The organism is Plantibacter sp. T3 (assembly GCF_902506515.1).
Classification (GTDB): Bacteria; Actinomycetota; Actinomycetes; order Actinomycetales; family Microbacteriaceae; genus Plantibacter; species Plantibacter auratus.
In genome coordinates this window covers 3,336,483-3,359,569 of record NZ_LR733286.1, presented here as the reverse complement: position 1 = coordinate 3,359,569, position 23,087 = coordinate 3,336,483, and the positions used below count along the sequence as shown (strand labels likewise).

Sequence of the window (23,087 nt, the reverse complement as noted above, 5' to 3'; positions counted from 1 at the left end):
GAAGAGCGTGGATCTAATGTCTGCCCTGTCGACCTAGCCGAGCGCGACGCTTCGCTCGATTTCCCGGCGACCGTAGCCGCGGTGAACCTTTCCCCGAACCTCGTCTGCCTCAGACTCGTTACCCCACACGTCCCAGCCGTTTCGGCGGTTGCGGGCGAGCATCTCCAAGTACGGGCCCGGTGAGCAGGACTCGATGAACTCGTACTGCTCATCGGGTCTGCGGGAGTGCTCCCGCTTGCGCGTTTCAATCATGTTCACCTGAGAGCACGACCCTAGATGAAGGCCCCGACAACGTGCGCCCGCGCACCACACTGTTACCGGTGCTCTACTAGGCTCCGACCATGCGTGAGTTCTGGGATGGGATAGCTCAATGGTTCGGGTACGACTACTGGGCATGGGGGAGCGCTGCCGACTGGTTTGTGGGTCTGGCCACGGTCACGGCGTCCATCGTCGCTCTGAACCTCGCACTGCAAGCGAAGTCCAATGAGCGGAGGAGCACGGTGTCAGGAGTAATGGCCTCCGTGCAGGAGATAGCGGTGCCTGAGGATGAGTACCGTTCGTTCGCGATAAACGTCTCGAATGCAGGAGTATACGTCGTGTCGCAAGTCAAGGGGCACTGGACGTGGTTGACGAGAGAGGGCGAGCGGCTTCAGTCGGTATCGGCAGTCAACGGCATGGTTCCCGTGAAGCCGCAGAGCGAGAACAGAATCCAAGGTGACATGGAAACCCCATTCGCAAGGTCTGTGAGGTACATCGTTGAGGTGACGGATGTTCGCGGCCAGGTTTGGTACTACGACCTGCGCAAGGGTCGATACATATCTCGTCTGCGCTACAGGATGGTGATGCGTGGCAGAAAGATCAAGAAGAAAGAGACCACTAATCCTCCAGCGAGCAAGTAGGAGTCTCCGTCCTGGCCAGGGCCCTAACCTGGTGGCACGAACGATCGAACGTCCTGGTGGTCAACTCTCGACAGGGGTAACGATCCTTGGATAACTTGCCACTGCCGGAACTCCGATAATAAAGGCGGAGGGCCTTAAAGGTCGTTTGTGCTCGCGGCGTTAGGGTGCGTCGGCTTTCTCGTTAAGAAGGGGCACGACGTGATTGTAAAGTCCTTGAAGAGTATCTGGTGTGTAATCTATGTCTGGTTTTCTAAATTCTTCCAGTAACTTAGAAGCAGATTCCGGTAGGGATACATCGAACGCAGAATGAGATGCCAACCAGGCAACTTCATTACAGTTTTCTGCAAGAAGTTTAATTGTAGGATAGGTGTACTCTCCATAATAAAGAATCGCTTTATTAGGAAGATCTTTTTCGGCACCTGTTTCATCAATGTAAGTAAAGTCAGTTGAGACCTTGACTGCATCCATGAAGCTGTACCCAGACCTTTCTTCAAAACCGTAGTCTGTCCATGCTTGACGCATTTCTGCTGCACCGTCACCGGTGTTACACATTTCAAGTACGTCCATACGGGTATCCGCGAGCTCTGCATCGAGTTGGACATCCCTGACCATGTACTCCGGCTCAAGCTTCTCCGGTGCCGGTGCCGGTTCCGCGCTACAGGAAACGAGGGTCAATCCAATGGCGATGATCCCCAGCGCGGCACTCCCGCCAGTGACGGCGGTGGGCCTTGCCCGTCGGGCTCGATCAGCGACGGATTGGCGTGGATTTCGCTTGAGTGTCATGTCGCTGCTATCTGTCGAAGTCGGGTTCGGCCTGTCGTCGGCGCGTGAGGGCAGGATAGCAGGAAGCGGGGCTGGTGGCGTTCGAAAAAATGTTCGTCCCCCAAGGTGGGGTCGACGTCGGCGCGCCCGGCGAAGATTTGTTTTTTGTTTTGCAGATTGCCCGCACTGCCTTTAGCGAAGTAGTGCCGCAGGCCGAACGCGATTTTTCTAGCTAGCCCTGACCCCTGAGGCCTCTTTTCAAGCTGCCCAGAGTGTGCATTAATAGGGGCAGAATGGCCACAGACAAGCAAGAATTAGCAGTCCAGATCTACGTTGCAAACCGTGGCATTTCTAAGGCTGAGGCAATGAGACGCGCTGGGTACGCTGATGCGACCGCCCGTAACCCGAAGAACCTCACCGGCTCCCTCTCTTGGGAAGAGCTGATGGAGAGCTACCTCCCGGACGACAAGCTCGTAAAGACTCACCAGCAGTTGCTCGACGCGAAGAGGCTGGACACTGAGGTGTTCCCGATCGGTCTCGATGAGATGGTCATAAAGAAGCTCTTGGAAGAGGCCGGCTGTGTGATCCGCCACTACGAGCTGATCATGACAGGCAAGAACCCAGGCATCCACGTCTGGTTCTGGGCACCTGATCAAGCTGCTCGACGAGGCGCACTGGACCTCGCGTACAAGCTCAAGGGCAAGATGACGCAGAAGGTCGAGCACTCGGGGACAGTCCCGGTTGCAATGGTGGAGTTCCTCGGGGATGACGGACCGGCCTCAAGTACGAATCCAGTTTCTTAGCGAGTTCAAGGCACTCTTCAAGGAGTCCTGGCGCAACATCGTCTTCCACGGAGGGCGTGGTTCCGGTAAGTCCAAGCACATAGGGCTGGCGCTTATCCTGCGGGGCCGTCAGAAGAAGCTCCGCATCCTCTGCACCCGTGAGCTGCAGAACAGCATCGCGGACTCCGCCACAAGCTTCTGACCGACATCCTTGGGCCAAGGCCCTAGCTGACCTCACCGACGAAGAGAAGACATTCATCGACGAGCACAAGGCAGAACTAACTGACGAAGAGCGAACCAAGTTCGAGATCGCTGAGGAAGCTCCAGCTGAACCTGCGACACCTGCACCCGCGGAAGGCGGTGCCCCAGCGGAAGCAAGCGCGCTCCACGGCATCACGGCAGAGGAGGCGGCTCAGCTACGTGCTGACGCTAAAGCCGGCCGCGAAGCGAAGATCGAGCTCGACAAGAGCCGCTACGAAGTGGTCGTTCTCCCTCACCTGGGCAGTGCGAGCAAAAAGTGGGCTGTAGCCAACCTCAGCGGATCCGCGTAGCCATCAAGTTGCTCGCGAAGACCGACATCAACAGTGACCGTGCGTTCGATAAGGACATCTTCAGTTGGGGTACTCGTGCCCGTCACAACGTCGGCTACGGCAACCACCAACTAATCGTCGGCGCGATCGCGTCGTAGGAGGCTCACCCACGGCAGACATCACTTACACAGTTCAACTGGTCACGGGGTTCCCCTACCCGCAAAGCATTCGGGCAGGAGTCACGGTCCTCAAGGAGGGCGGCTACGAAGGCCCTCTAGACGACGATCAGCTCGCGGCGATCAAGGCTGACGAATACCTAGTGCTAGAGAGCAACGAACCAGCGACGCCGCTGGCGCCGACCAAGAAGCAACTCCTGGCAGACGCAGCCGCGGAAGGCTTGGAACTCGTTGTCACCGAACGAGACAAGGTAGACGTGATCGTTGCGGCGATCGAAGCTGCTCGAGAAGCTCGTCAGACACCACCAGAAGCCGTGGTTGAGCCAGTCGAACCAGCGAAACCGCCAATTCCTTCTGAGAGCTAGAGGCCTCACGCAGCAAGCGAGAGCGTCCTACGGGGCGCTTTTCTGCTCTGCGGTCTCGTTCTCGATCTCCTCGTTCAAGACAGCCATTGCCCTAGTCGCATCGGCAACAACGGTAGACACTTCTTCAACGTCGGCACTGATCGCTTGGTGGCCTTGGAGTGCGCGGAGAGCGTCGACTAAGCGAGCTGATGCCTTCTTCTGTTCGTGTATGGCCCACTCCTGGCCGGCATCGGCGTACGGCGGGAGGAGTGTCACGATTGTCGTCTTGAGGTAGGTGGTGAGAACCTCATGCATCGAGTTTGGGTAGACCAGGCGGAAGCGGCTCAAAACGAGCTGGAAATCATCCATCAGTTTGGTGCCCTCGGTGGCCACCATTGGAGCGAAAACGGCCGTCGGCCGTCCAATGCCCTTCGCCGCGAAGTCCCGAACGGCGTTCCCGACGTTGACTAGCTGCGCTCCGAGTTCGACCAGTTCCTTGATGTCCTCGCGCTGCTTCTCGCGCTTGTACTTCGTGCTTTCATTCCATCGCGTAAACAAAAAAGTCAGAACGCCACCCAGCAGAAGGAACACCCCAGCGGTGACAGGCACTCCCCACCAGGGGGCGGCTGCTACGGCGGTGATCTGCTCGACGATAGGTGATGGTGTGGGAGTAGGCGTCACGTCGTGACTGTACCAGTGCACTACTCGTCCTGCGGAAGACCCAGATAGTTGCGGACCTCAACCAAGAGTTCATTCCGTTTGTAGAACTGCCCCTGGTACGAACCATCTCGTTCCTTGGGATCAGTCGCGACGCCCGCGTAAACCTCACCTAGGTAAGAGCCGATCGCGAACACGAAGGTTTTGGGCACAATGATGATGAGTTCGTTAGCGGTGTTCCGCATCGCTTGCTGTTCATCCTCAAGTGCCGCGACGACGCGAGCCTTGACTGGCATGGAGTCGTCCAAGCCATCGGCTGCGTACCCGTTGTTCGTCTCCACGAGTGCATTGATGCGCTCGGCGTGGGCGAGCAAGGCTGCCGAGAGGGTTCGCACGATGTCGTGCCAGCGGAGATCCGCTTCGTGCTTCGCCCTGCTGCGATCGTTAGCACGGTTGAAGAGAAACCCGAGCACTGCACCCAACAAAAGGAAGCTCCCCGCAATCACAGGGACACCCCACCACGGTGCATCGGAGGTCGCAACCGCGGTGTGGATGGAGGCGAAGTTCAGCACGCCATGAGACTAGCGCGACCTAGCGCCCGTCAACCTGAATGCCCGACACCCTGAACTGCCCGTCAACGGTCTGGAAAGTGGTCGTATATGTTATTGGCTCCGCTGAGAAGTTCAGCGTATTCGGGTTGAGTTCTTTTGCGCGGTTTTTATCAGCATTGTTATAGCTTGTCGCATCTGTAGTCAGCACGGTGCTTCCGTCAGGATTCTGTTGCGCTGTAGTTCCTGAATTAACTTCGATCCAGGTCCGGTACGGTTCATCATTGCGGTTAGGGTCATCGGAGGTCTTGAACCAAAGCTCTAGACTTGCTCCATTTAGCTGTTGCAGGTTGCTCACATATTCGAGAAGCTGAGGCGACTCCTTCCAGTTCCCAATGAACGTTGAACTAGCCACCAGCGCGGCGTTCTCTGTGGCAATGTCTTGTATGACGGCAAAATCGCCCCCAGATTCAAAATAGGCAGTCCTGTTCTCGGCAGTTGCGCCCATCATGGCCCACTGCGAGAGGTGGCCCTCTACGTACGCAACGGCAAGCTCTTCGGGAGTGAGCGTGCTCGCCATCACGAGGCTCTCTGCGGTCACCGGGGGTGCTTCGGCGGCAGTCTCGCTCGGGGTGGAAATTGACTCGGGCGCGGTGTTGGCCTGCGGAGCCGGAATCGAGCAACCTGCGAGGAGCCCAACGAGGAGCGCTCCGGCGGCGATCCGTGCGACGGTGAAACGACTTCGAGACATGGACTTCCCCCTGTGTGAGCGCTATCGGTTCGGAGCGTACTGGATTCGACTACCCCGGCGCACGCATCTGCTTCACATTTCAGAAAGCTAAGGAGGAAACCATGGCAACAGCAGAACAAGTCCGTCAAATTGGGGACAAAGCGCAGGAGGTACTGGACGCGAACGAGTTCACGCCGGTCATCAGCGATCGGGTGAAAACGATCGCATACTTCGCGACCGATTCGGTGGCCATCGTCTCAGCGCTGGTGTTCACCATCCTGGCGATGATTGGTATCGTCAACGCGGTCGTGGCGATCACAATCAACACGACCATCGCCACGGCACTGCTCGGCTTGAAGCAGGCCTTTCGCCTGTCCGCGAAGAAGAGATAGCTGTCGACCGTTCAGGAGCCCGCTAGCGCGTTCTTGGTCGCCCACCTGAATAATCAGACGTCTATCCAAGCAAGCTCTTCACAGAACGTGAGGAGCTCTTGATGTAGTGTCTATCGCATGGCTAAGAAAACTGTAGTTTCCGTCACGGACGACATCGATGGTACGGAGAACGCTGAGACGGTGACCTTCTCCTACGACGGTAAGACGTACGAGATCGACCTGGCCGAGAAGAACAAGGCGGCGCTTGAGAAGGCGCTCGAATCCTTCATCAAGGCTGCTCGCGTCACCTCCTCGCGTCGTTCATCGACGAGCGGTACGAAGAGCAACAAGGAAGAGCTCGCGGCGATTCGCTCCTGGGCGAAGTCGAATGGCATCGCGGTCAGCGAGCGTGGCCGTATCAGCAACGATGTTCAGGAAGCGTACCGCTCGGTGCACTAGAAACTTGTTCAGTCAAAAACCCACCCGGTGAGCAACTACCGGGTGGGTTTTTGCGGTGCCCTACTGGTCTTTGCCTGCGTTTGGTTTTTGCAACAGCTCAGGGGTGAGACCCCTCTCGGGTCCGATAGGGGAGTGCTCGCCACCCCTGTAAGAGTGCGAGACAGGCTCAGAGCAGGGGAGCGCTCCTGCGCGCCTCACGTGTGAGTGATGCTCCTGAGGGTGGAGCTTGCATCGCCCAGTGCATCGGAGATCTCACCGAGCTTTCCCAGCTCGATCTTGACCTTGCTGGTGATCGAGATGATGTCTTTCGACTTCGCTCAATCCACGTTGGAGTAGCAGAGCTGGCTTGTGGATCGACACGGTTCGCAAAGTAGTCGAGCAGATCCGCGTCGTCGTGCTGGCGACCGAGCGGGGCCGCATCGCGCTGCGATTCCATTCCTCGATTATCCTCTCGCGCGGGCGGCGTCCGCCGGGCTGTGGATAACTTCGGCGCGATGTCCGGAGCCCGGGCAGCATGGGACCGGAGGCGGCGCACGGGGTGCCCATGAAGGAGGAGACGGTGCGGGGAATCGAGCGGGGACACGGATCGGAGTCGGGAGGAGCGCGAATCGACGGCGGAGAGCGGATGACCGACCGTCTCGCCGGACTGCGTCATGGTGTCGGCGGACGGCAGGTGTCCCGGTCGCGCATCTGGGTGGACCCACGCTTCCTGGTGGGCCTCATGCTGGTGGTCGCGTCGATCCTGGGAGTGTGGTGGCTCGTCACGACCTCGAGCCGGACGACCCCGGTGTATGCGGCGTCCGAGACGCTGACGCCCGGAACGCGGCTCGACCGCTCCTCACTCCAGGTGATCGACGCACGTCTGGGATCAGTCGAAAGCGGGTACCTCGGAGCCGGAGCGGCACCGCCGGCGGGAATCGTCGTCACGCGGACGATCGCGGCGGGGGAGCTCGTGCCGCTCGACGCGCTCGGCGAGGCGAGCGCCGTCGGCGTGACCACGCTCGTCGTCGAACCGGCCGGACGGCTCGGCGCCGACATCGTGCCGGGGACCGTCGTCGACCTGTGGGCGGCCGCGCCGGACGGCGACGGGTACGGAGTGCCGGAGGTGTTGGTCTCGGCCGCGACGGTCGTCCGGGTCGGCGAGGACGAAGGGCTCCTGTCCGGCCGCGGCTCGGTCGCCCTCGAGCTCGCCGTCCCACGCTCGGCCGTCGCGACGGTGCTCTCGGCGACGGCGGCGGCGCACCTGCTGTCCGTGGTCCCCACCGAGCCCGGCGAGCGCTGATGCTGCGCGTCGGACTCGCCCTCGATCCACGGGTCGAGGGCGAGATCCTCGCGACGATGCTCGACCTCGGACACCGCGTCGCCTGGCGCTGTCACGACGGCGCCGAACTCGAGGAGCGCGTCGGCGCCGGTACGCTCGTCGACGTGCTGCTCGTGTCACCCGGAGCCGACCGCCTGCGCGCCGAACTCATCGACCTCGCGGACCGCGTGGGCACGAGGGTCGTGGCGCTCGCGTCCGGCGAGTCCGAACGACGCCATGCGGCTGCGCTCGGTCTGGTCGACATCGTCCTCCTGCCGGTCGATCCCGAGGAGCTCGATCGGAGCATCGCGCCGCTCGACCTCGGCGGCGACAGCCCTCGTCCGGTCGCCCAGGCCGCGGGGCGGGTCATCGCCGTGTGGGGCGCGGCCGGGTCGCCCGGCACGACCACCGTCGCCGCGGGTATCGCCAGTGAGCTCGCCGCGCGCGGACGCCGGGTCGTCCTCATCGATGCGGACACCTACGGGTCATCCGTCGCGGCCATGCTCGGCCTCCTCGACGAGGCGCCCGGGTTCGCCGCGGCCTGCCGACTGGCCGGAAGTGGGGCGCTCGACATCGAGCAGCTCGAGCGGATCGCGGTCGTCCATCCGTCGCCGTCCGGCGCGTTCCGGGTCCTGACCGGCATCTCGCGCGCGGCACGCTGGACGGAACTGTCGACGGAACGCGTCGCGACGACCATCGAACGGTGCCGGGCGTGGATGGACGACATCGTGATCGACACGGCGTTCTGCCTGGAGGCGGACGAGGAGATCTCGAGCGACCTGTTCGCGCCCCGACGGAACGGGGCGGCGTTCGCCGTCCTCGGGTCCGCAGACCGGGTGGTCGAGGTCGGTACGGCAGACCCGGTCGGGGTCACGAGGCTGCTCCGTGGCCACGCGGAACTCGTCGAACTCGTCGACCCGTCGCGCATCTCGGTGGTGGTGAACCGGCTGCGTGGCGTCGCGCTCGGTACCGGCCCGGCCGGTCAATTGGCGTCAACGCTCTCCCGCTTCGGCGGGATCGAGGCGGCCGCGCTCCTGCCGGAGGACCAGCGGGTGGTGGACGCCGCGGTGATCGCGGGGAGGAGCCTCCGCGACCAGGCCCCGCGCGGGGCGCTTCCCGTCGCGTTGCGACGGTTCGTGTCCACCGTCCTCGACCAGGAGCCGGCGCCGGTGCGGGACCGCTCGCGGCGCTCGGCGGGTGGAGCACGCGGGCGTCGTGCGCGGAGTCGGTCACGCCGAGCGGAATAGTCTCGACGGAGTCATTCAATACAATTGGGTGATCAACCGAATATGCACTTGCTCGCCGATATATGCATCTGCATTCTTCTCCGACGCATCGCTATCCGTTGGGTGATGAATTACTCCGGTATCGTGTCGGTATTCAAATTCGCTTGGTGGTGTTCGATATGATCGGATAACCGTCGGACCCACCACGGATATCTTCAGGAGGACCCCCCCATGGCTCAGAAAGTCATCACCACATACATCGACGATCTCGACGGCAGCGAACTCGCTTCCGGTGCAGGAGAGACCGTACGGTTCGCGATCGACGGAACCGAATACGAGATCGATCTCGGGGCAGACAATGCGAAGAACCTCCGCGAGTCGCTGAAGCCCTACATCGGAGCCGGACGCCCGGTCAAGCGTGGGCGCCGCACCTCGAGCACCAGCACCCGCAACAGCGCCGAGAACCTCGCCGCGATCCGCGAGTGGGCCGCGAAGAACGGGCACGCCGTGTCGTCGCGCGGACGCATCCCCCAGGCGGTCCAGGACGCCTACCGCGCAGCCAACTGACCCATCACGTCCGGCGACGGCGCTCAGCGGCCCCCCACGGGCCGCTGAGCGCCGTCGCCGTTCCACGCCTGCCTGACAGTGGTCGTCAGGGCACGCTCGGCGCACTCGGTGTCGGCCGGCCGAGCCTAGACTGGAATCGTGTCGACGCTCAGTGATCTCGTTCTCGCCCAGGGCCGCTCCAGTGCGGCCGACGTGGAGTGGCTGCACATGCTGCTCGCGGACAGCCAACTCCTCGCGGATCTGGCGTTCGCCGATATCGTCATCTGGGTACCGACCGATTCCGGCAGTTTCATAGCGGTCGCGCATTCGCGTCCGTCGAGTGCCGCGACACTCTTCTATCGCGACTTCGTCGGGCAATCCATCAAGCAGGAATGGCGCAAGCAGGTCACCGACTGTTTCGAGAGTGGACGGATCATCGAGTCGTCAGCACCGGACTGGTACGAAGAGACCCCGACCAGGGTTCGTGCCGTACCCGTCGCCCGGCGGATATCTCCGACCGAGACGACCAATGCCGACGGACCGATCGCGGTCATCACCCGCCACACCAATCTCGGTGAGGCTCGGACGCCCAGCCGCCAGGAACTCACGTTCAACGACTGCGCGAGCGACCTGTTCGAGATGATCGCGGTCGGCGACTTCCCGGATCTCGGAGCGCCGACCGGACCGCGCCGGGGTGCGCCGCGCGCGAGCGACGGCCTGATCCGTCTCGATGTCGACGGCACCGTCACCTTCGCCAGCCCCAACGCGCTCTCGGCCTTCAACCGGATCGGATTCGCCGAAGAACTTGAGGGCGAGTCGCTCGCGGACGTCACGACCCATCTGCTCTCCGGGACGGGGACCGTCACCGTCGACGAGTCCCTGCCACTCGTCGTCACCGGTCGGGCGCCGTGGCGGACCGACATCGAGGACAAGGGCGTGACGGTCTCCCTCCGGGCGATCCCGTTGCGGAGCCGCGGCGAGCGGGTCGGCGCGATCGTGCTCTGCCGCGACGTCAGCGAACTGCGTCACCAGGAGCAGGAACTCATCACCAAGGACGCGACGATCCGCGAGATCCACCACCGGGTGAAGAACAACCTCCAGACGGTCGCGTCGCTCCTGCGGATCCAGGCCAGGCGGACCCACTCGGAGGACGCCCACGACGCCCTCACGCAGGCCATGCGGCGCGTGGCCGCCATCGCGGTCGTGCACGACACGCTGTCCGAGGGGCTCAATCAGAACGTCGACTTCGACGAGGTCTTCGAGCGCGTGCTCCTGCTCATCGCCGAAGTGGCGAGCTCGCACAACACCACGGTCCGCCCGAAGTCCTCCGGCTCGTTCGGCGTGCTCCCGAGCGAGTACGCGACGCCACTCGCCCTCGCGCTCACCGAACTCGTGACCAATGCGGTGGAGCACGGCCTGAACGGCCGCGACGGCGACGTGGAGATCACGGCCGACCGCACGGACGAGCTGCTGAGCGTGCAGGTCCGCGACAACGGCGTCGGGCTCCCGGAGGGGAAGGTCGGGTCCGGTCTCGGCACCCAGATCGTGCGGACGCTCATTCAGGGTGAACTGGGCGGGACGATCGACTGGCACACGCTCATGGGGAGCGGAACCGAGGTCACGATCGCGATCCCGATGCGCTGGGTCGCCAAGAGCTGAGGTCCTGGTCCGTCACGAACGGCCGCAGACGTGCGAGAACCCCGGGGCCGTTCGGCACCCGGGGTTCTCGTCTGCGACTAGGAGGCGCGGCGAGCGCGAGCAGCGCGACGCTTGAGGGCGCGACGCTCGTCTTCGCTGAGGCCGCCCCACACGCCGGAGTCCTGGCCGGTCTCGAGCGCGTACTGGAGGCAGAGCTCCGTGACACTGCAGGTGGCGCACACGGCCTTCGCCTTGTCGATCTGATCGACCGCCGGACCGGTGTTCCCGACCGGGAAGAACAATTCCGGGTCGACGGTCAGGCAGGCAGCTTTATCGCGCCAATCCATAGGGGAGCTCCTTTTATTGCATGGTGAGATTTCTTCAACCGAGTGAGGGGTCTCGGGAAGCGAAAGCCGAAATGCGAGGGGGATGATCGTCCGGGATTCGGGATCTGTCCACACCCTCGTGGACCTCATGTCGGCCTCAAACATGGTTTCATATCGGTAAGAGCAAATCAATAGTCAAGTTTGGGTGAACCCTGTGAGTACCGATCGAAACGCCGCCTCCGCTCCGAACCCGGAGGAGCGTCGTCGTCCGGCGGTGCTGGCCTTCATCGTCCTGCTCGTCGCCGAGGCGCTGCTCATGATCGGTCTCTCGGCCTGGTTCCTCTTCGAGCTGGTCGCGGCGACGCCGGCATCGTTCACGAGCGCGCTGGCGATCTTCGTGATCCTGCTCATCGCCACGGCGTTCGTCACGGCGCTCGCCCTCGGCGCGATCCGCGGACGGAGCTGGATCCGCGGGGGAGCGGTCACCTGGCAGCTCGTGCAGATCGCCGTCGCCGTCGGCGCGTTCCAAGGGGTCTTCGCGCAACCCGCGATCGGGTGGTTCCTGCTGCTGCCGTCGCTGGCCGTCCTCGGGCTCCTGTTCACGCCCGCGGTCGCCGCCGTGACCCGACGCGAGATCTGAGCGCGACGGGTCGGTCGTGATGGTCCAGCAGCGACGCGTCAGGCGTCGAGGCCGAGGGCCTTGCGGAGGCTCTTCACGTGGCCGGTGGCCTTGACGTTGTACCGGGCGAGGGTGAGGGTGCCCGTCTCGTCGATGATGAACGTCGAGCGGAGGACCCCCGTGACGATACGTCCGTACGAGTTCTTCTCACCGTAGGCTCCGTACGCCTGGTGGACCGTCAGCTCCGGGTCGCTGAGGAGCGGGAACGTGAGCCCGTCCTCCTCCTGGAAGGCCTTGAGCTTCTCGACGGAGTCCTTCGAGACGCCGAGCACCACGTACCCGGCACCGCCGAGCGATGCGAGGTTGTCGCGGAAGTCGCACGCCTGGGTGGTGCAGCCGGGCGTCATCGCGGCGGGGTAGAAGTAGAGGATCACCCGTCGTCCGGCGAAGTCGGACAGGGACACGCTGGCGCCGTCCTGGTCGGTGAGGGTGAACGCGGGGGCCGGGTCGCCGGCGGACAGACGGAGGGGTTCAGGCATACCCCAAGCCTAGTCAGGAGTACTGGTCGGCTTTGATCGTCGCGAAGGTGCCCAGCAGCCGCTGGAGCGAGTCGAGGCGTGCCGGGCCGTTCTCCCCGAGCCGTCCCTCGGCGACGGCCTCGATGATCGCGCAGTCGGGCGCGTCGGGCAGATGGGTGCAGCCACGCGGGCACTCGAGGGCGATCTCCGCGAGGTCGGTGAACGACTTCAGGATGTTGGCGGTGTCGACGTGTCCGAGACCGAACGAGCGGACGCCCGGGGTGTCGATGACCCACCCGGACCCTCCGGGCGCCTCGATGCGCAGCGAGACGGTCGAGGAGGAGGTGTGGCGCCCGCGCCCGGTGACGACGTTCACATGCCCTGTGGCGCGCTCAGCGGTCGGGACGAGTGCGTTGACCAGGGTGGACTTGCCGACGCCCGAGTGGCCGACGAAGACCGTGTCGTGGCCGATGAGGGCCTCAGTGATCTCGGTGAGCGGGACGTCGTCCTCCCGGCTGCGGAACACGCGCAGGCCGAGCCCGGCGAAGTTCGCGAGGAACTCGTCGGGGTCCTGGAGGTCCGTCTTCGTGATGCAGAGGATCGGGGTGATCCCCGCGTCGTAGGCGGCGACGAGGTAGCGGTCGACGAGTCGGGCCCGAGGCTCGGGGTTCGCGGCGGCGACGACGATGAGCATCTGGTCGGCGTTGGCGACCACGACGCGCTCCATGGCGTCGGTGTCGTCGCCACTGCGGCGGAGCAGCGTCGTGCGCGGCACGATCCGCACGATGCGCGACAGCGTGCCCTCGGCACCCGAGGTGTCGCCGACGACATCGACCCGGTCGCCGGTCACGATGGCCTGCTTGCGGAGTTCACGAGCGCGTGTCGACGTCAGGACGCGCTCCTCGGGCGTGCCCTCGTCGAGGAGCACGGTGTAGCGACCGCGGTCGACCGCGAGGACGCGTGCGGTCAGTGCATCGAGGTGCTCGGGCCGCGTCTTCGTCCGAGGGCGGTTCGCCTTCGGGTTCGGCCGCATCCTGATGCTCGACTCGTCGAGTTCCGGCTCGTCGTCGTCGACGCCGTCGTCCCACCAGCTCATCGGCTCAGCCCCCGAGCATCGCGTGCCACAGTTCGGTGAACTGTGGGAGCGTCTTCGCGGTCGTGGCGACGTTCTCGATGGTGACCCCGGGCACGACGAGACCGAGGATCGCTCCTGTGGTCGCCATGCGGTGGTCGTGGTAGCTCGACCACTCGCCGCCGTGGAGGGGGCGCGGCTCGATGCGGAGGCCGTCCGGCAGCTCCGTGACGGCGCCCCCGAGCTTGTTGATCTCCGTCGCGAGGGCCGCGAGGCGGTCGGTCTCGTGGTGACGGATGTGCCCGATGCCCGTGATGGTCGACGGTCCGTCGGCGAGTGCCGCGAGCGCGGTGAGGGCGGGCGCGAGCTCGCCGCCGGTGGTCAGGTCGAGGTCGACCGCGGTGATCCGCTCGCCGCCGGTGACGGTGAGGCGGTCGCCGTCCAGGGTGACCGTCGCGCCGAAGCGGGGCAGGAGGTCCGCCAGGTCGGCACCGACTTGCGTGGTGGAGGTGGGCCAGCCGCGGAGCGTGACGCTTCCGCCGGTGACGAGCGCCGCCGCGAGGAACGGTGCGGCGTTGGAGAGGTCGGGCTCGAGGTCGACGTCGAGCGCGGCGATCGTGCCGGGGGCGACGACCCACTCACCGACAGCCGGTTGTTCCACGGTGACCCCGCGGGCCGCGAGGGCCGCGATGGTCATCTCGATGTGTGGCAGGCTCGGCAGACGCTCGCCCTCGTGGACGAGGTGGAGACCCTGCTCGAAGCGGGCCGCGGCCAGCAGGAGGCCGGACACGAACTGGCTCGACGACGACGCGTCGATCGTGAGCTTGCCACCCGCGACCGTGCCTGTGCCGTGCACCGTGAAGGGGAGCGCCTTCCGCCCGTCGTCGCTGATGTCGACGCCGAGCGCCTGGAGCGAGCCGATCATGGTGGCCATCGGCCGGTTCCTGGCCGAGGGGTCGGCGTCGAACACGGTCGGCCCGAGGGCGAGGGCGGCCAGCGGCGGGACGAACCGCATGACGGTGCCGGCGAGCCCGCACTCGACGGTCGTGCTGCCGAACAGCTCGCCCGGCGTGACGAGCCAGTCCTTGCCGAACGCGCCCGACGCGGGTCGCTCGACGATGGTGGTCCCGAGTGCGCGGAGCGCCTCCACCATGTTGGTGCTGTCCATCGAGTGGAGCGGAGCACGGAGCAGCGACGGTCCGTTGGCCAGGGCGGCCAGGACGAGCTCGCGGTTCGTGAGGGATTTCGAGCCCGGGAGGGACACGGTCGCATCGACCGGCCCGTCCGCGACGGGCGCCGGCCAGGCGGCGTCGTCGTGCTCGGGTTCGGCATCGCCGTACACGTCGAAATCTGGTGCGGAATACGGATTGGTCAACATTGGTTCCAACAGTAGTCGGGGTCGAGAGCAGAAGGAGGAGCGGATGTCCACAGCGGTACTGGAACGACCGGTGACGGAGGCCGATCACGGCCGTCTGGCGCTGGCCGTAGACTGGCCGGTGATGACCTCCGTCGACCCAGAAGCCCTTCCGGCCGAGCCGGACCCCCGATCACTGTTCGAAGCACAGGCACTGCCGTTCATCGATCAGTTGTACGGCGCTGCCATGCGCATGACGAAGAACCCGTCGGACGCTCAGGACCTCGTCCAGGAGACGTTCGTCAAGGCCTTCGCCGCGTTCGCGCAGTTCGAACAGGGCACCAACCTCAAGGCGTGGCTCTACCGCATCCTCACGAACACGTACATCAACACGTATCGGAAGAAGCAGCGCGAGCCGTACCAGGGCACCATCGACGACCTCGAGGACTGGCAGTTGGGCGGCGCCGAGTCGATCAGCGCCACCTCCAGCCGCTCGGCCGAGGCCGAAGCGATCGATCACCTGCCGGACAGCGACGTGAAGAACGCGTTGCAGGCCATTCCGGAGGACTTCCGCCTCGCGGTGTACCTCGCCGACGTGGAGGGCTTCGCCTACCAGGAGATCGCCGACATCATGAAAACGCCCATCGGGACCGTGATGAGTCGTCTGCACCGTGGCCGACGACTCCTCCGCGACCTGTTGGCCGACTACGCCGAGTCCCGGGGGTTCACCGTGACGAAGCAGGGGAGCAAGAAATGAGCGACTGCGGCTGCGACAAGGCCAAGAAGGACCTCGAGGAGTACCTCCGTCACGAGGTGTGCACGACCGAAGCGGCCGACATCCGCGAGCACCTCGCGAACTGCCCGGAGTGTCAGAACGAGGCGCTCGTCGCGCAGACCCTCACCGAGGCCGTCCAGCGGGCGTGCAAGGAGACGGCACCCGAAGACCTGAAGAACCAGGTCCTGGCGTCGCTGCGGGCCACCCAGGCCACCCACGAGAGCGCCTGACGACGGACCGACCGCGTCACCCTGCGCCGTCGAGGCGTGACTCCTCGACGTCCAGCATCCGCTGCGCCTTCGCCAGCACCTCGGAGGAGTAGCTGCCGGTCGCCCGCGCATCGAGGAGCGCATCGCGTTCGGCGTCGAGCACTCGGCGTCGCAGTTGTCGGAACTGCTCGTGCGGGCCCACGCCGGCATCGGTGCGTTCCGCCGCCGACTCGACGCGGATGAGGCTGCTCGTGCGCACCCGGTCGACGACCGCGGAGTCGAACGGCTCCCCGCCGTCCGTGCGCAGCTGCGGGTCGTCGAGGGCGGCCACACCGACGGTCGAGATCTCCTCGACGAGACCGGCCAGCTCCGCCATCGCCGCCTGCTCGTCCGTCCCGCCGACCCGGGTCAGCCGGATGACGAACGGGAGGGATCCGCCCTGGAGCAGGAGGGTGACGATCGCGACCGTGAACGCGATGAGCACCAGCTCCGCCCGATACGGGGTGTCGAGTGGCAGCGACTGCGCGGCGGCGATCGTGACGACACCACGCATCCCCGCCCAGGCGAGCACCGCGCCGCCCCGCCACCCGAGTCCTTCACGTTGCAGGAAGTCCAGGTCGGCGCTCCGCCGGGCGATCGACCTCGAGAAGGCGGCCTTGCGCTTGGCCGATCGCGCGTTCTCCGTCGGATGCTCCTCGAGGCGTGCGGAGACCTGCTCCAGTCTCGGCCGCCGGGCGAGGGCCTCCCGTTCATCGCGTCGCAACGACCAGACGAGGACGCCGACGAACACGATGCGGACGACGATGAGGGTGATGGCGGTCAGCAACCCGAGGCCGATCGACGACCAGATGCCGAGGTCGTCCTGCTCCACCTGCGAGACGATGGCCTCGAGCTCAAGCCCCATGAGCAGGAACACCCCGTTCTCGAGGAGGAACTGCGTCGTCCGCCAGTTGATGCGCTCGCTGATGCGGTCCTGGGCGGTGAAGTACTTCGCGCTCTGATGCCCGGTGTAGAGTCCGGCGACCACGACCGACAGGACGCCTGAGGCGTGGAAGTGCTCTGCGGGCAGATACGCGATGAACGGCACGGCGAAGGAGATGACCGTCGTCAGGACCGGGTCGCCCAGGCGGGATCGGATCCGGACCGTGATGAACCCGACGACGATCCCGATCGCGATCGCGAGCGCGACGGCATAGGCGAAGTCGCCCAGGACACCCCACAACGAGACCGTGCCGGCGGTCGCGGCGATGGCGGAGCGCAGGAGGACGAGGGCAGAAGCGTCGTTCACGAGGCTCTCGCCCTCGAGGACGCTGACGAGGCGCGACGGCATGCCCAGTCGCTTACCGATGGAGGTCGCGGCGACCGCGTCGGTCGGGCTGACGACGGCACCGAGGGCGATGCCGGCGGCCAGGCTCAGGTCGGGGAGGATCGTCGACAGGATCCAGCCGATGAGGACCGACGACACCACGACGAGGACGACCGAGAGCCCGGAGATCGCCTTGAGGTTGCGGCGGAAGTCGACCAGGGGCACGTTGACGGCGGCCGAATAGAGGAGCGGTGGCAGCACGCCGGCGAGGATCCACTCCGGCTTGACCTCGACGTCCGGCACGAACGGCAGATAGCTGAGAGCGAGCCCGACCAGGACGAGGATGAGCGGGGCTGCCACGCGCAGCTTGTTCGCGAAGCGGGCCACCGCGACGATGGTCACCACCGCGACGACGGCGAGGAATGCGAAGTCCATGGCGTCAGCCTATTGGCGGTGGCTCACCGCCCACTCACGGATCGCTGTCGCCGTGCTGACCACCCGCGTCCGGACGACGACGCAGACGACGACGACCGCCTGTCGGAACAGGCGGTCGTCGGTCGTGCGGCTGAGGTCAGAGCGACAGCGCGGTGCGGAGGAGCTCCGCCTGCTCGGTGGCGTGACGCTTCGCCGAACCCGTGGCGGGGGAGGCGGACGCGGTGCGCGACACGTTGCGGATCGTCCGACCCTCGAGGTGCTTGGCGGCCTCCAGGCAGATGAACGGCCACGCGCCCTGGTTCTCCGGCTCGTCCTGTACCCACACCAGTTCGGCGTTCGGGTACTGCGCGACCACGGCGTTCAGCTCGGCCACCGGGACCGGGTAGAACTGCTCGACGCGGACGAGGGCGATCTCGTCGTTCGGCTGCTTCTGCAGCTCGCTGAGGAGGTCGTAGTGGATCTTCCCGGAGTGCAGGAGCACCCGCTTGACCGCGGCCTTGTCGGTGATCCGTGCGTCGTCGATCACCGGCTCGAAGCGGCCGGAGGTGAAGTCCGCCACCGGGCTGGTCGCGCCACGCAGACGCAGCATCGCCTTCGGGGTGAAGACGACGAGCGGCCGACGCGGGCGGGCGTACGCCTGGCGACGCAGGAGGTGGAAGTACGACGCGGGGGTCGACGGCCGGGCGACGGTCATGTTGTCCTCGGCGCAGAGCTGCAGGAACCGCTCGATCCGCGCGGACGAGTGGTCGGGGCCCTGGCCTTCGTAGCCGTGGGGGAGGAGGAGCGTGACACTCGACCGCTGCGACCACTTCTGCTCGGCGGAGGAGATGAACTCGTCGATGATCGTCTGCGCGCCGTTGGTGAAGTCGCCGAACTGCGCCTCCCACAGCACGAGCGCGTCGGCACGTTCGACCGAGTAGCCGTACTCGAAGCCCATGACCGCGTACTCGCTGAGGAGCGAGTCGTAGATCCAGAAGCGGGCCTGGTTGTCGCTGAGGTTCGCGAGCGGCAGCCACTCCTGGCCGTTGACCCGGTCGTGGAGGACGGCGTGACGCTGCACGAAGGTGCCGCGGCGGGAGTCCTGTCCGGACATCCGCACCGGGGTGCCCTCGATGAGTACCGATCCGAGTGCGAGCAGTTCTCCGAAGCCCCAGTCGATGTTGCCGTTGCGGCTCATGTCGAGACGCTTCTCGAGGAGCTGCTGCACCTTCGGGTGCACGGTGAACCCGGCGGGCTTGTTGTTGAACGCGTCGCCGATGAGCTGCACGACGCCCTCGGAGACGCCGGTCGTCTCGAGTTCGCCGGAGTAGCCGTCCTCGTCGAGGACCTCGGTCGGGATCGGCGTCGGCGAGGTCTGCTCGGCGTGCGTCTCCATGAAGGCGCGTTCGAGGCGGTCCTGGAAGTCGCGGTGCGCGGCCTCGTACTCCTCCTCGGTGATGTCGCCGCGGCCGACGAGCGCCTCGGTGTACAGCTTGCGCACGGAGCGCTTGGCCTCGATGAGGCTGTACATGAGCGGCTGCGTCATCGACGGGTCGTCGCCCTCGTTGTGGCCGCGTCGGCGGTAGCACACGAGGTCGATGACGACGTCGCGCTTGAACTCCTGGCGGTATTCGAAGGCCAGCTCCGCGACCCGCACGACGGCCTCGGGGTCGTCGCCGTTCACGTGGAAGATCGGCGCCTGGATGGTCTTCGCGACGTCGGTGTTGTAGATGGAGGAGCGGCCCTCGCCAGGAGGCGTGGTGAATCCGACCTGGTTGTTGATGACGACGTGGACCGTGCCGCCCGTGCGGTAGCCGCGCAGCTGGGACAGCTGCATCGTCTCGAGGACGACGCCCTGACCGGCCATCGCCGCGTCGCCGTGGATGAGGATCGGGAGGGTGCCGAACGCGCCGATCGGCCCGCGGTCCTGCTTCGCGCGGACGATGCCCTCGAGCACGCCGTTGACGGCCTCGAGGTGCGAGGGGTTCGCTGCCAGGTAGACCGGGATCTCGCGACCGTCCTCGGCCTTGAAGGTGCCCTCGGTGCCGAGGTGGTACTTCACGTCGCCGGAACCGTGGCTCGCAGGGTCCTGCGTTCCCTCGAACTCGCGGAAGATCTGACCGTACGTCTTGCCGGCGATGTTCGTGAGGACGTTGAGGCGGCCGCGGTGGGCCATACCGATCGCGACCTCGTCGAGCTGGGCCTGCGACGCACCCTGGAGGATGGTGTCGAGGAGGGCGATGGTGGACTCGCCGCCTTCGAGGCTGAAGCGCTTCTGACCGACGTACTTCGTCTGCAGGAAGGTCTCGAAGGCCTCGGCCTCGTTGAGCTTGCCGAGGATGCGCATCTGCTCGTCGTGCGTCGGCTTCTCGTACTTGCGCTCGACCTTGCTCTGGATCCACTTGCGCTGCGCGGGGTCCTGGATGTGCATGTACTCGATGCCCGTGGTGCGGCAGTACGAGTCGCGGAGGACGCCGAGGATGTCGCGCAGCTTGGCCGTGCGGGCCGAGCCGAAGGCGCCCGTGACGAACTCGCGGTCGAGATCCCAGAAGGTCAAGCCGTGGGTCTCGATCTCGAGGTCGGGGTGCGAGCGCTGCACGTACTCCAGCGGGTCGATGTCGGCCATGAGGTGGCCGCGGACGCGGAACGCGTTGATGAGCTCCTGGACGCGGGCGGTCTTGTCGACGGCGTCGGCGAGGTCGACGCTGATGTCGGGCGACCAGTGGATCGGGTCGTACGGGATGCGGAGCGCGGCGAAGATGTCCTGGTAGAAGCTGCGGCTGCCGATGAGCAGCTCGTGGACGACCTTGAGGAACTCGCCCGAGCCGGCACCCTGGATGACGCGGTGGTCGTAGGTGCTCGTGAGCGTGATCGTCTTGCCGATCGCGAGCTCGTTGAGCGTGCGCTCGGAGGCGCCCTGGAACTCGGCCGGGTACTCGAGGGCACCGGCGCCGATGATGCAGCCCTGGCCCTTCATGAGGCGGGGGACCGAGTGCACGGTCCCGATGCCACCGGGGTTCGTGAGCGAGATCGTGACGCCCTGGAAGTCGGCTCCGGTGAGCTTGCCCTTGCGGGCGCGGGTCACGAGGTCCTCGTAGGCCGAGAGGTACTCGTTGAAGGTGAGGGTGTCGGCGCGCTTGATGCCCGGCACCATGAGGGCACGGGAGCCGTCGGGCTTCGGGAGGTCGATGGCGATGCCGAGGTTGATGTGCGCCGGGGCGACGACCGTGGGCTTGCCGTCGGTCTCCTCGTAGTAGACGTTCTGGCTCGGGAAGTCCTTCAACGCCTGGATGAGGGCCCAGCCGATGAGGTGGGTGAAGCTGACCTTGCCGCCTCTGGCGCGCTTCAGGTGGTTGTTGATGACGATGCGGTTGTCGATCATCAGCTTCGCCGGGATGGTGCGCACGCTCGTCGCGGTCGGGACCGTCAGGCTCGCGTCCATGTTGGTGGCGAGCGACTTGGCCATGCCCTTCAGCACGGTGACCTTGTCGACGTCCTCCGGCGCGGGTTCGGTCTGGTCGCTCTTCGGCTGCTGGACCTGGTTCGGGCTCGTCATCGGGGCGTCGGCCGGGATCGGGGCCGGCTTCGCCTGGACCGAGGTGGTGCGGGCGACCGGCTGCGCGCCGATGACCTGGATCGGGGCCGTCGGCGGGTTGACCCGGGCCGCCTCGTCCGCCGCCGCAGGCGCTGGGGCCGACGCCGTGGTGCCGGCGGACGCCGCACCGCCGTCCGACTGGCCGCCCGTCGTTCCCTGGGCTGCGCCGTTCACCGGCCGGTAGTGCTCGAGGATCGGCCACCAGGAGCGGTCCACGGAATCCTTGTCGACGAGGTACTGCTCGTACATCTCGTCGACGAGCCATTCATTGGCTCCGAATTCGTTCGTTGCGCCGTCATCGGCGCCCACTCCGGTCATCTGGCTCGACACCGTCGATCGCCCACTCTCTCCGTTGAATTCTCACTGTTTGCAGGCAGGGAACATGCCCGCACGATCCAGTCATCAAGCCTAAACCCATTCCGTCGTCGGTGCGGCTCGGACGCCGGTCGGGATACGGTGTTCTCATGCGGTTCATCGGTGAGATTCCCAGCCACGACCTGACGTACTCGGACGTGTTCCTCGTCCCCAGCCGCTCCGGGATCACGAGTCGGCTCGACGTCGACCTGGCTCCGGACGACGGCACCGGCGCCACGATCCCGATCGTCTCCGCCAACATGAACTCCGTCACCGGGCCACGCCTCGCGGCGGCACTGGCGCGGCGCGGCGGACTCGGCGTCCTGCCGCAGGACATGCCGCTCCAAGAGCTCGACGCGGCGATCCGCTGGGTCAAGGAGCAGCCGGTCGCCTTCGACACCCCGCTGATCATGCGCGCCGATCAGACCGCGGCCGACGCCCTACGCCTCATCCCCGCGGTCGCCGGTCACGGCATCGTGCTCCACGACGAGCGCGACGCCTTCGCCGGCTGCATCCCGGCCGCACGTCTCGCCACGGCGCTGCCCGACGCACGGCTCGGCGACCTCGCTCGCGGGTCGCTCGCCTCGATCGACGCCGACGACGTGACCGGTGGCCGGGCCGCGTTCGACCTCATGGTCGCCGCCGACCTCGAGTTCGCGCCCGTGCTGCACCACGGCGCCGTCGTCGGCACCCTCAGCCGGACGAGCGCGCTCCGGTCGACCATCTACACGCCGGCGCTCGACGCGTCGGGCCGACTGCGGGTCGCCGCGGCGATCGGCATCAACGGCGATGTCGCCGTGAAGGCGCGGGCGCTCGCCGCCGCCGGGGTGGACGTCCTCGTGATCGACACCGCCCACGGGCACCAGGAGGGCATGCTCCGGGCGATCGCGGCCGTCCGTGCCCTCGGTCTCGGCCTCCCGATCGTCGCCGGCAACGTCGTGTCCGCCGTCGCGGTGCAGGACCTCGTCGACGCCGGTGCGGACATCCTCAAGGTCGGTGTCGGACCCGGTGCGATGTGCACCACGCGGATGATGACGGCGGTCGGGCGTCCGCAGTTCTCGGCCGTGCTCGAGACGGCCGCGACCGCCCGCGCGCTCGGCGCGAAGGTCTGGGCGGACGGTGGTGTCCGCTACCCCCGCGACGTCGCCCTCGCCCTCGCGGCCGGCGCGTCCTCGGTCATGATCGGTTCCTGGTTCGCAGGCACGATCGAAGCCCCCGGTGAACTGCAGCGCGCCGCCGACGGGTCGCTCTACAAGGAGAGCTGGGGCATGGCGTCGACCAAGGCCGTGCACGAGCGCTTCGGCCGACTCGACCCGTTCGAACTCGCGCGGAAGACGCTCTTCGCCGAGGGCATCTCGTCCTCCCGCATCACGATCGACCCGCTCCGGCCCTCGGTCGAGGACCTCCTCGACATGATCACCGCCGGGGTGCGCTCGTCGTTCACCTACGCGGGTGCCGACTCGGTCCCCGGCTTCCACGAGCGCGCCATCGTCGGCGTCCAGTCGGCCGCCGGGTACGAGGAGGGCAAGGCGCTGCCCGTCTCCTGGTGAGCCGGGGCGCTGGTGCAACACGCACGA

The 23,087-nt window shown here is 65.8% G+C and carries 26 protein-coding genes; 15 read left to right on the top strand and 11 right to left on the bottom strand.

Annotated features, from left to right (window positions below):
* Nucleotides 1–33: 33 nt before the first annotated feature.
* Nucleotides 34–252, bottom strand: coding sequence for an MT-A70 family methyltransferase (locus tag GV015_RS19325; protein ID WP_371416585.1), 219 nt, complete (start codon nt 250–252; stop codon nt 34–36).
* 89 nt (nt 253–341) lie between these two features.
* On the opposite strand from GV015_RS19325, the gene GV015_RS15945 reads away from it, so the two are divergent.
* A complete protein-coding gene (locus tag GV015_RS15945; protein ID WP_201299445.1) occupies nt 342–899 on the top strand; it encodes a hypothetical protein in 558 nt (185 codons plus the stop codon).
* Nucleotides 900–1,058: 159 nt separating this feature from the next.
* On the opposite strand, the gene GV015_RS15940 is transcribed toward GV015_RS15945, so the two are convergent.
* Entirely contained in the window at nt 1,059–1,682 is a 624-nt protein-coding gene (locus tag GV015_RS15940) for a hypothetical protein (RefSeq protein WP_159879307.1), read from the bottom strand.
* A 74-nt stretch (nt 1,683–1,756) separates the two neighbouring features.
* On the opposite strand from GV015_RS15940, the gene GV015_RS15935 reads away from it, so the two are divergent.
* The 4 genes from GV015_RS15935 to GV015_RS19315 all read left to right on the top strand — a co-directional run bounded on the left by GV015_RS15935 (nt 1,757) and on the right by GV015_RS19315 (nt 3,131).
* A complete protein-coding gene (locus GV015_RS15935) occupies nt 1,757–1,897 on the top strand; it encodes a hypothetical protein (protein WP_159879305.1) in 141 nt (46 codons plus the stop codon).
* Nucleotides 1,898–1,954: 57 nt separating this feature from the next.
* Entirely contained in the window at nt 1,955–2,464 is a 510-nt protein-coding gene (locus GV015_RS15930) for a hypothetical protein (protein WP_159879303.1), read from the top strand.
* Entirely contained in the window at nt 2,427–2,645 is a 219-nt protein-coding gene (locus GV015_RS19320) for a phage terminase large subunit (RefSeq protein WP_159879301.1), read from the top strand. The genes GV015_RS15930 and GV015_RS19320 overlap by 38 nt, the downstream gene beginning before the upstream one ends.
* A 315-nt stretch (nt 2,646–2,960) precedes the next feature.
* Nucleotides 2,961–3,131, top strand: coding sequence for a Mu-like prophage major head subunit gpT family protein (locus tag GV015_RS19315; RefSeq protein ID WP_371416575.1), 171 nt, complete (start codon nt 2,961–2,963; stop codon nt 3,129–3,131).
* 410 nt (nt 3,132–3,541) lie between these two features.
* Here the strand turns inward: GV015_RS19315 and GV015_RS15915 are convergent, their stop codons facing one another.
* The 3 genes from GV015_RS15915 to GV015_RS15905 are packed head-to-tail and all read right to left on the bottom strand — an operon-like array spanning nt 3,542 to nt 5,299.
* A complete protein-coding gene (locus GV015_RS15915; protein WP_159879297.1) occupies nt 3,542–4,174 on the bottom strand; it encodes a hypothetical protein in 633 nt (210 codons plus the stop codon).
* Between the two features lie 20 nt (nt 4,175–4,194).
* Entirely contained in the window at nt 4,195–4,722 is a 528-nt protein-coding gene (locus tag GV015_RS15910; protein ID WP_159879295.1) for a hypothetical protein, read from the bottom strand.
* A gap of 19 nt (nt 4,723–4,741) precedes the next feature.
* Nucleotides 4,742–5,299, bottom strand: a complete 558-nt coding sequence (locus GV015_RS15905; RefSeq protein ID WP_159879293.1) for a hypothetical protein — start codon at nt 5,297–5,299, stop codon at nt 4,742–4,744.
* Nucleotides 5,300–5,550: 251 nt separating this feature from the next.
* On the opposite strand from GV015_RS15905, the gene GV015_RS15900 reads away from it, so the two are divergent.
* The 6 genes from GV015_RS15900 to GV015_RS15875 all read left to right on the top strand — a co-directional run bounded on the left by GV015_RS15900 (nt 5,551) and on the right by GV015_RS15875 (nt 10,989).
* Nucleotides 5,551–5,820: a hypothetical protein gene (locus tag GV015_RS15900; protein ID WP_159879291.1), complete on the top strand. Its 270-nt coding sequence runs from the start codon at nt 5,551–5,553 to the stop codon at nt 5,818–5,820.
* Between the two features lie 117 nt (nt 5,821–5,937).
* Complete coding sequence (locus GV015_RS15895; protein WP_159879289.1) at nt 5,938–6,258, top strand: Lsr2 family protein; 321 nt, start codon at nt 5,938–5,940, stop codon at nt 6,256–6,258.
* Nucleotides 6,259–6,883: 625 nt separating this feature from the next.
* Entirely contained in the window at nt 6,884–7,540 is a 657-nt protein-coding gene (locus GV015_RS15890; protein ID WP_159879287.1) for a hypothetical protein, read from the top strand.
* Complete coding sequence (locus tag GV015_RS15885; RefSeq protein ID WP_159879285.1) at nt 7,540–8,805, top strand: P-loop NTPase; 1,266 nt, start codon at nt 7,540–7,542, stop codon at nt 8,803–8,805. The genes GV015_RS15890 and GV015_RS15885 overlap by 1 nt, the downstream gene beginning before the upstream one ends.
* Before the next feature lie 210 nt (nt 8,806–9,015).
* Entirely contained in the window at nt 9,016–9,351 is a 336-nt protein-coding gene (locus GV015_RS15880) for an Lsr2 family protein (RefSeq protein WP_085513359.1), read from the top strand.
* Between the two features lie 138 nt (nt 9,352–9,489).
* Nucleotides 9,490–10,989 carry a sensor histidine kinase gene (locus tag GV015_RS15875; RefSeq protein ID WP_079002802.1) on the top strand — a complete coding sequence of 500 codons (1,500 nt, stop codon included), beginning with the start codon at nt 9,490–9,492 and terminating at the stop codon, nt 10,987–10,989.
* 77 nt (nt 10,990–11,066) lie between these two features.
* On the opposite strand, the gene GV015_RS15870 is transcribed toward GV015_RS15875, so the two are convergent.
* Nucleotides 11,067–11,315, bottom strand: coding sequence for a WhiB family transcriptional regulator (locus GV015_RS15870; protein WP_056012627.1), 249 nt, complete (start codon nt 11,313–11,315; stop codon nt 11,067–11,069).
* A gap of 193 nt (nt 11,316–11,508) precedes the next feature.
* Here GV015_RS15870 and GV015_RS15865 point away from each other — a divergent pair, with 193 nt between their 5' ends.
* Complete coding sequence (locus GV015_RS15865) at nt 11,509–11,934, top strand: hypothetical protein (RefSeq protein WP_137243338.1); 426 nt, start codon at nt 11,509–11,511, stop codon at nt 11,932–11,934.
* Between the two features lie 38 nt (nt 11,935–11,972).
* Here the strand turns inward: GV015_RS15865 and bcp are convergent, their stop codons facing one another.
* Genes bcp through aroA form a run of 3 tightly spaced genes read right to left on the bottom strand, consistent with a single transcriptional unit; the run spans nt 11,973 to nt 14,881 of the window.
* Nucleotides 11,973–12,452: a thioredoxin-dependent thiol peroxidase gene (gene bcp / locus GV015_RS15860; RefSeq protein WP_159879283.1), complete on the bottom strand. Its 480-nt coding sequence runs from the start codon at nt 12,450–12,452 to the stop codon at nt 11,973–11,975.
* Between the two features lie 13 nt (nt 12,453–12,465).
* Nucleotides 12,466–13,527 (bottom strand): ribosome small subunit-dependent GTPase A, encoded by a 1,062-nt coding sequence (gene rsgA, locus GV015_RS15855; RefSeq protein WP_079707245.1) that lies wholly within the window; start codon nt 13,525–13,527, stop codon nt 12,466–12,468.
* Nucleotides 13,528–13,531: 4 nt separating this feature from the next.
* A complete protein-coding gene (gene aroA, locus GV015_RS15850) occupies nt 13,532–14,881 on the bottom strand; it encodes a 3-phosphoshikimate 1-carboxyvinyltransferase (RefSeq protein ID WP_159879281.1) in 1,350 nt (449 codons plus the stop codon).
* A 43-nt stretch (nt 14,882–14,924) separates the two neighbouring features.
* On the opposite strand from aroA, the gene GV015_RS15845 reads away from it, so the two are divergent.
* Nucleotides 14,925–15,614, top strand: a complete 690-nt coding sequence (locus GV015_RS15845) for a sigma-70 family RNA polymerase sigma factor (protein WP_079707243.1) — start codon at nt 14,925–14,927, stop codon at nt 15,612–15,614.
* Nucleotides 15,611–15,862, top strand: coding sequence for a zf-HC2 domain-containing protein (locus GV015_RS15840; protein ID WP_079707242.1), 252 nt, complete (start codon nt 15,611–15,613; stop codon nt 15,860–15,862). Before GV015_RS15845 ends, GV015_RS15840 begins: the two co-directional genes overlap by 4 nt.
* A gap of 16 nt (nt 15,863–15,878) precedes the next feature.
* On the opposite strand, the gene GV015_RS15835 is transcribed toward GV015_RS15840, so the two are convergent.
* Nucleotides 15,879–17,582, bottom strand: a complete 1,704-nt coding sequence (locus tag GV015_RS15835) for a sodium:proton antiporter (RefSeq protein WP_159879279.1) — start codon at nt 17,580–17,582, stop codon at nt 15,879–15,881.
* Between the two features lie 136 nt (nt 17,583–17,718).
* Nucleotides 17,719–21,486, bottom strand: a complete 3,768-nt coding sequence (locus GV015_RS15830; protein ID WP_201299400.1) for a multifunctional oxoglutarate decarboxylase/oxoglutarate dehydrogenase thiamine pyrophosphate-binding subunit/dihydrolipoyllysine-residue succinyltransferase subunit — start codon at nt 21,484–21,486, stop codon at nt 17,719–17,721.
* Nucleotides 21,487–21,620: 134 nt separating this feature from the next.
* On the opposite strand from GV015_RS15830, the gene GV015_RS15825 reads away from it, so the two are divergent.
* Nucleotides 21,621–23,060, top strand: coding sequence for a GuaB1 family IMP dehydrogenase-related protein (locus tag GV015_RS15825; protein WP_159879275.1), 1,440 nt, complete (start codon nt 21,621–21,623; stop codon nt 23,058–23,060).
* Nucleotides 23,061–23,087: the final 27 nt, after the last annotated feature.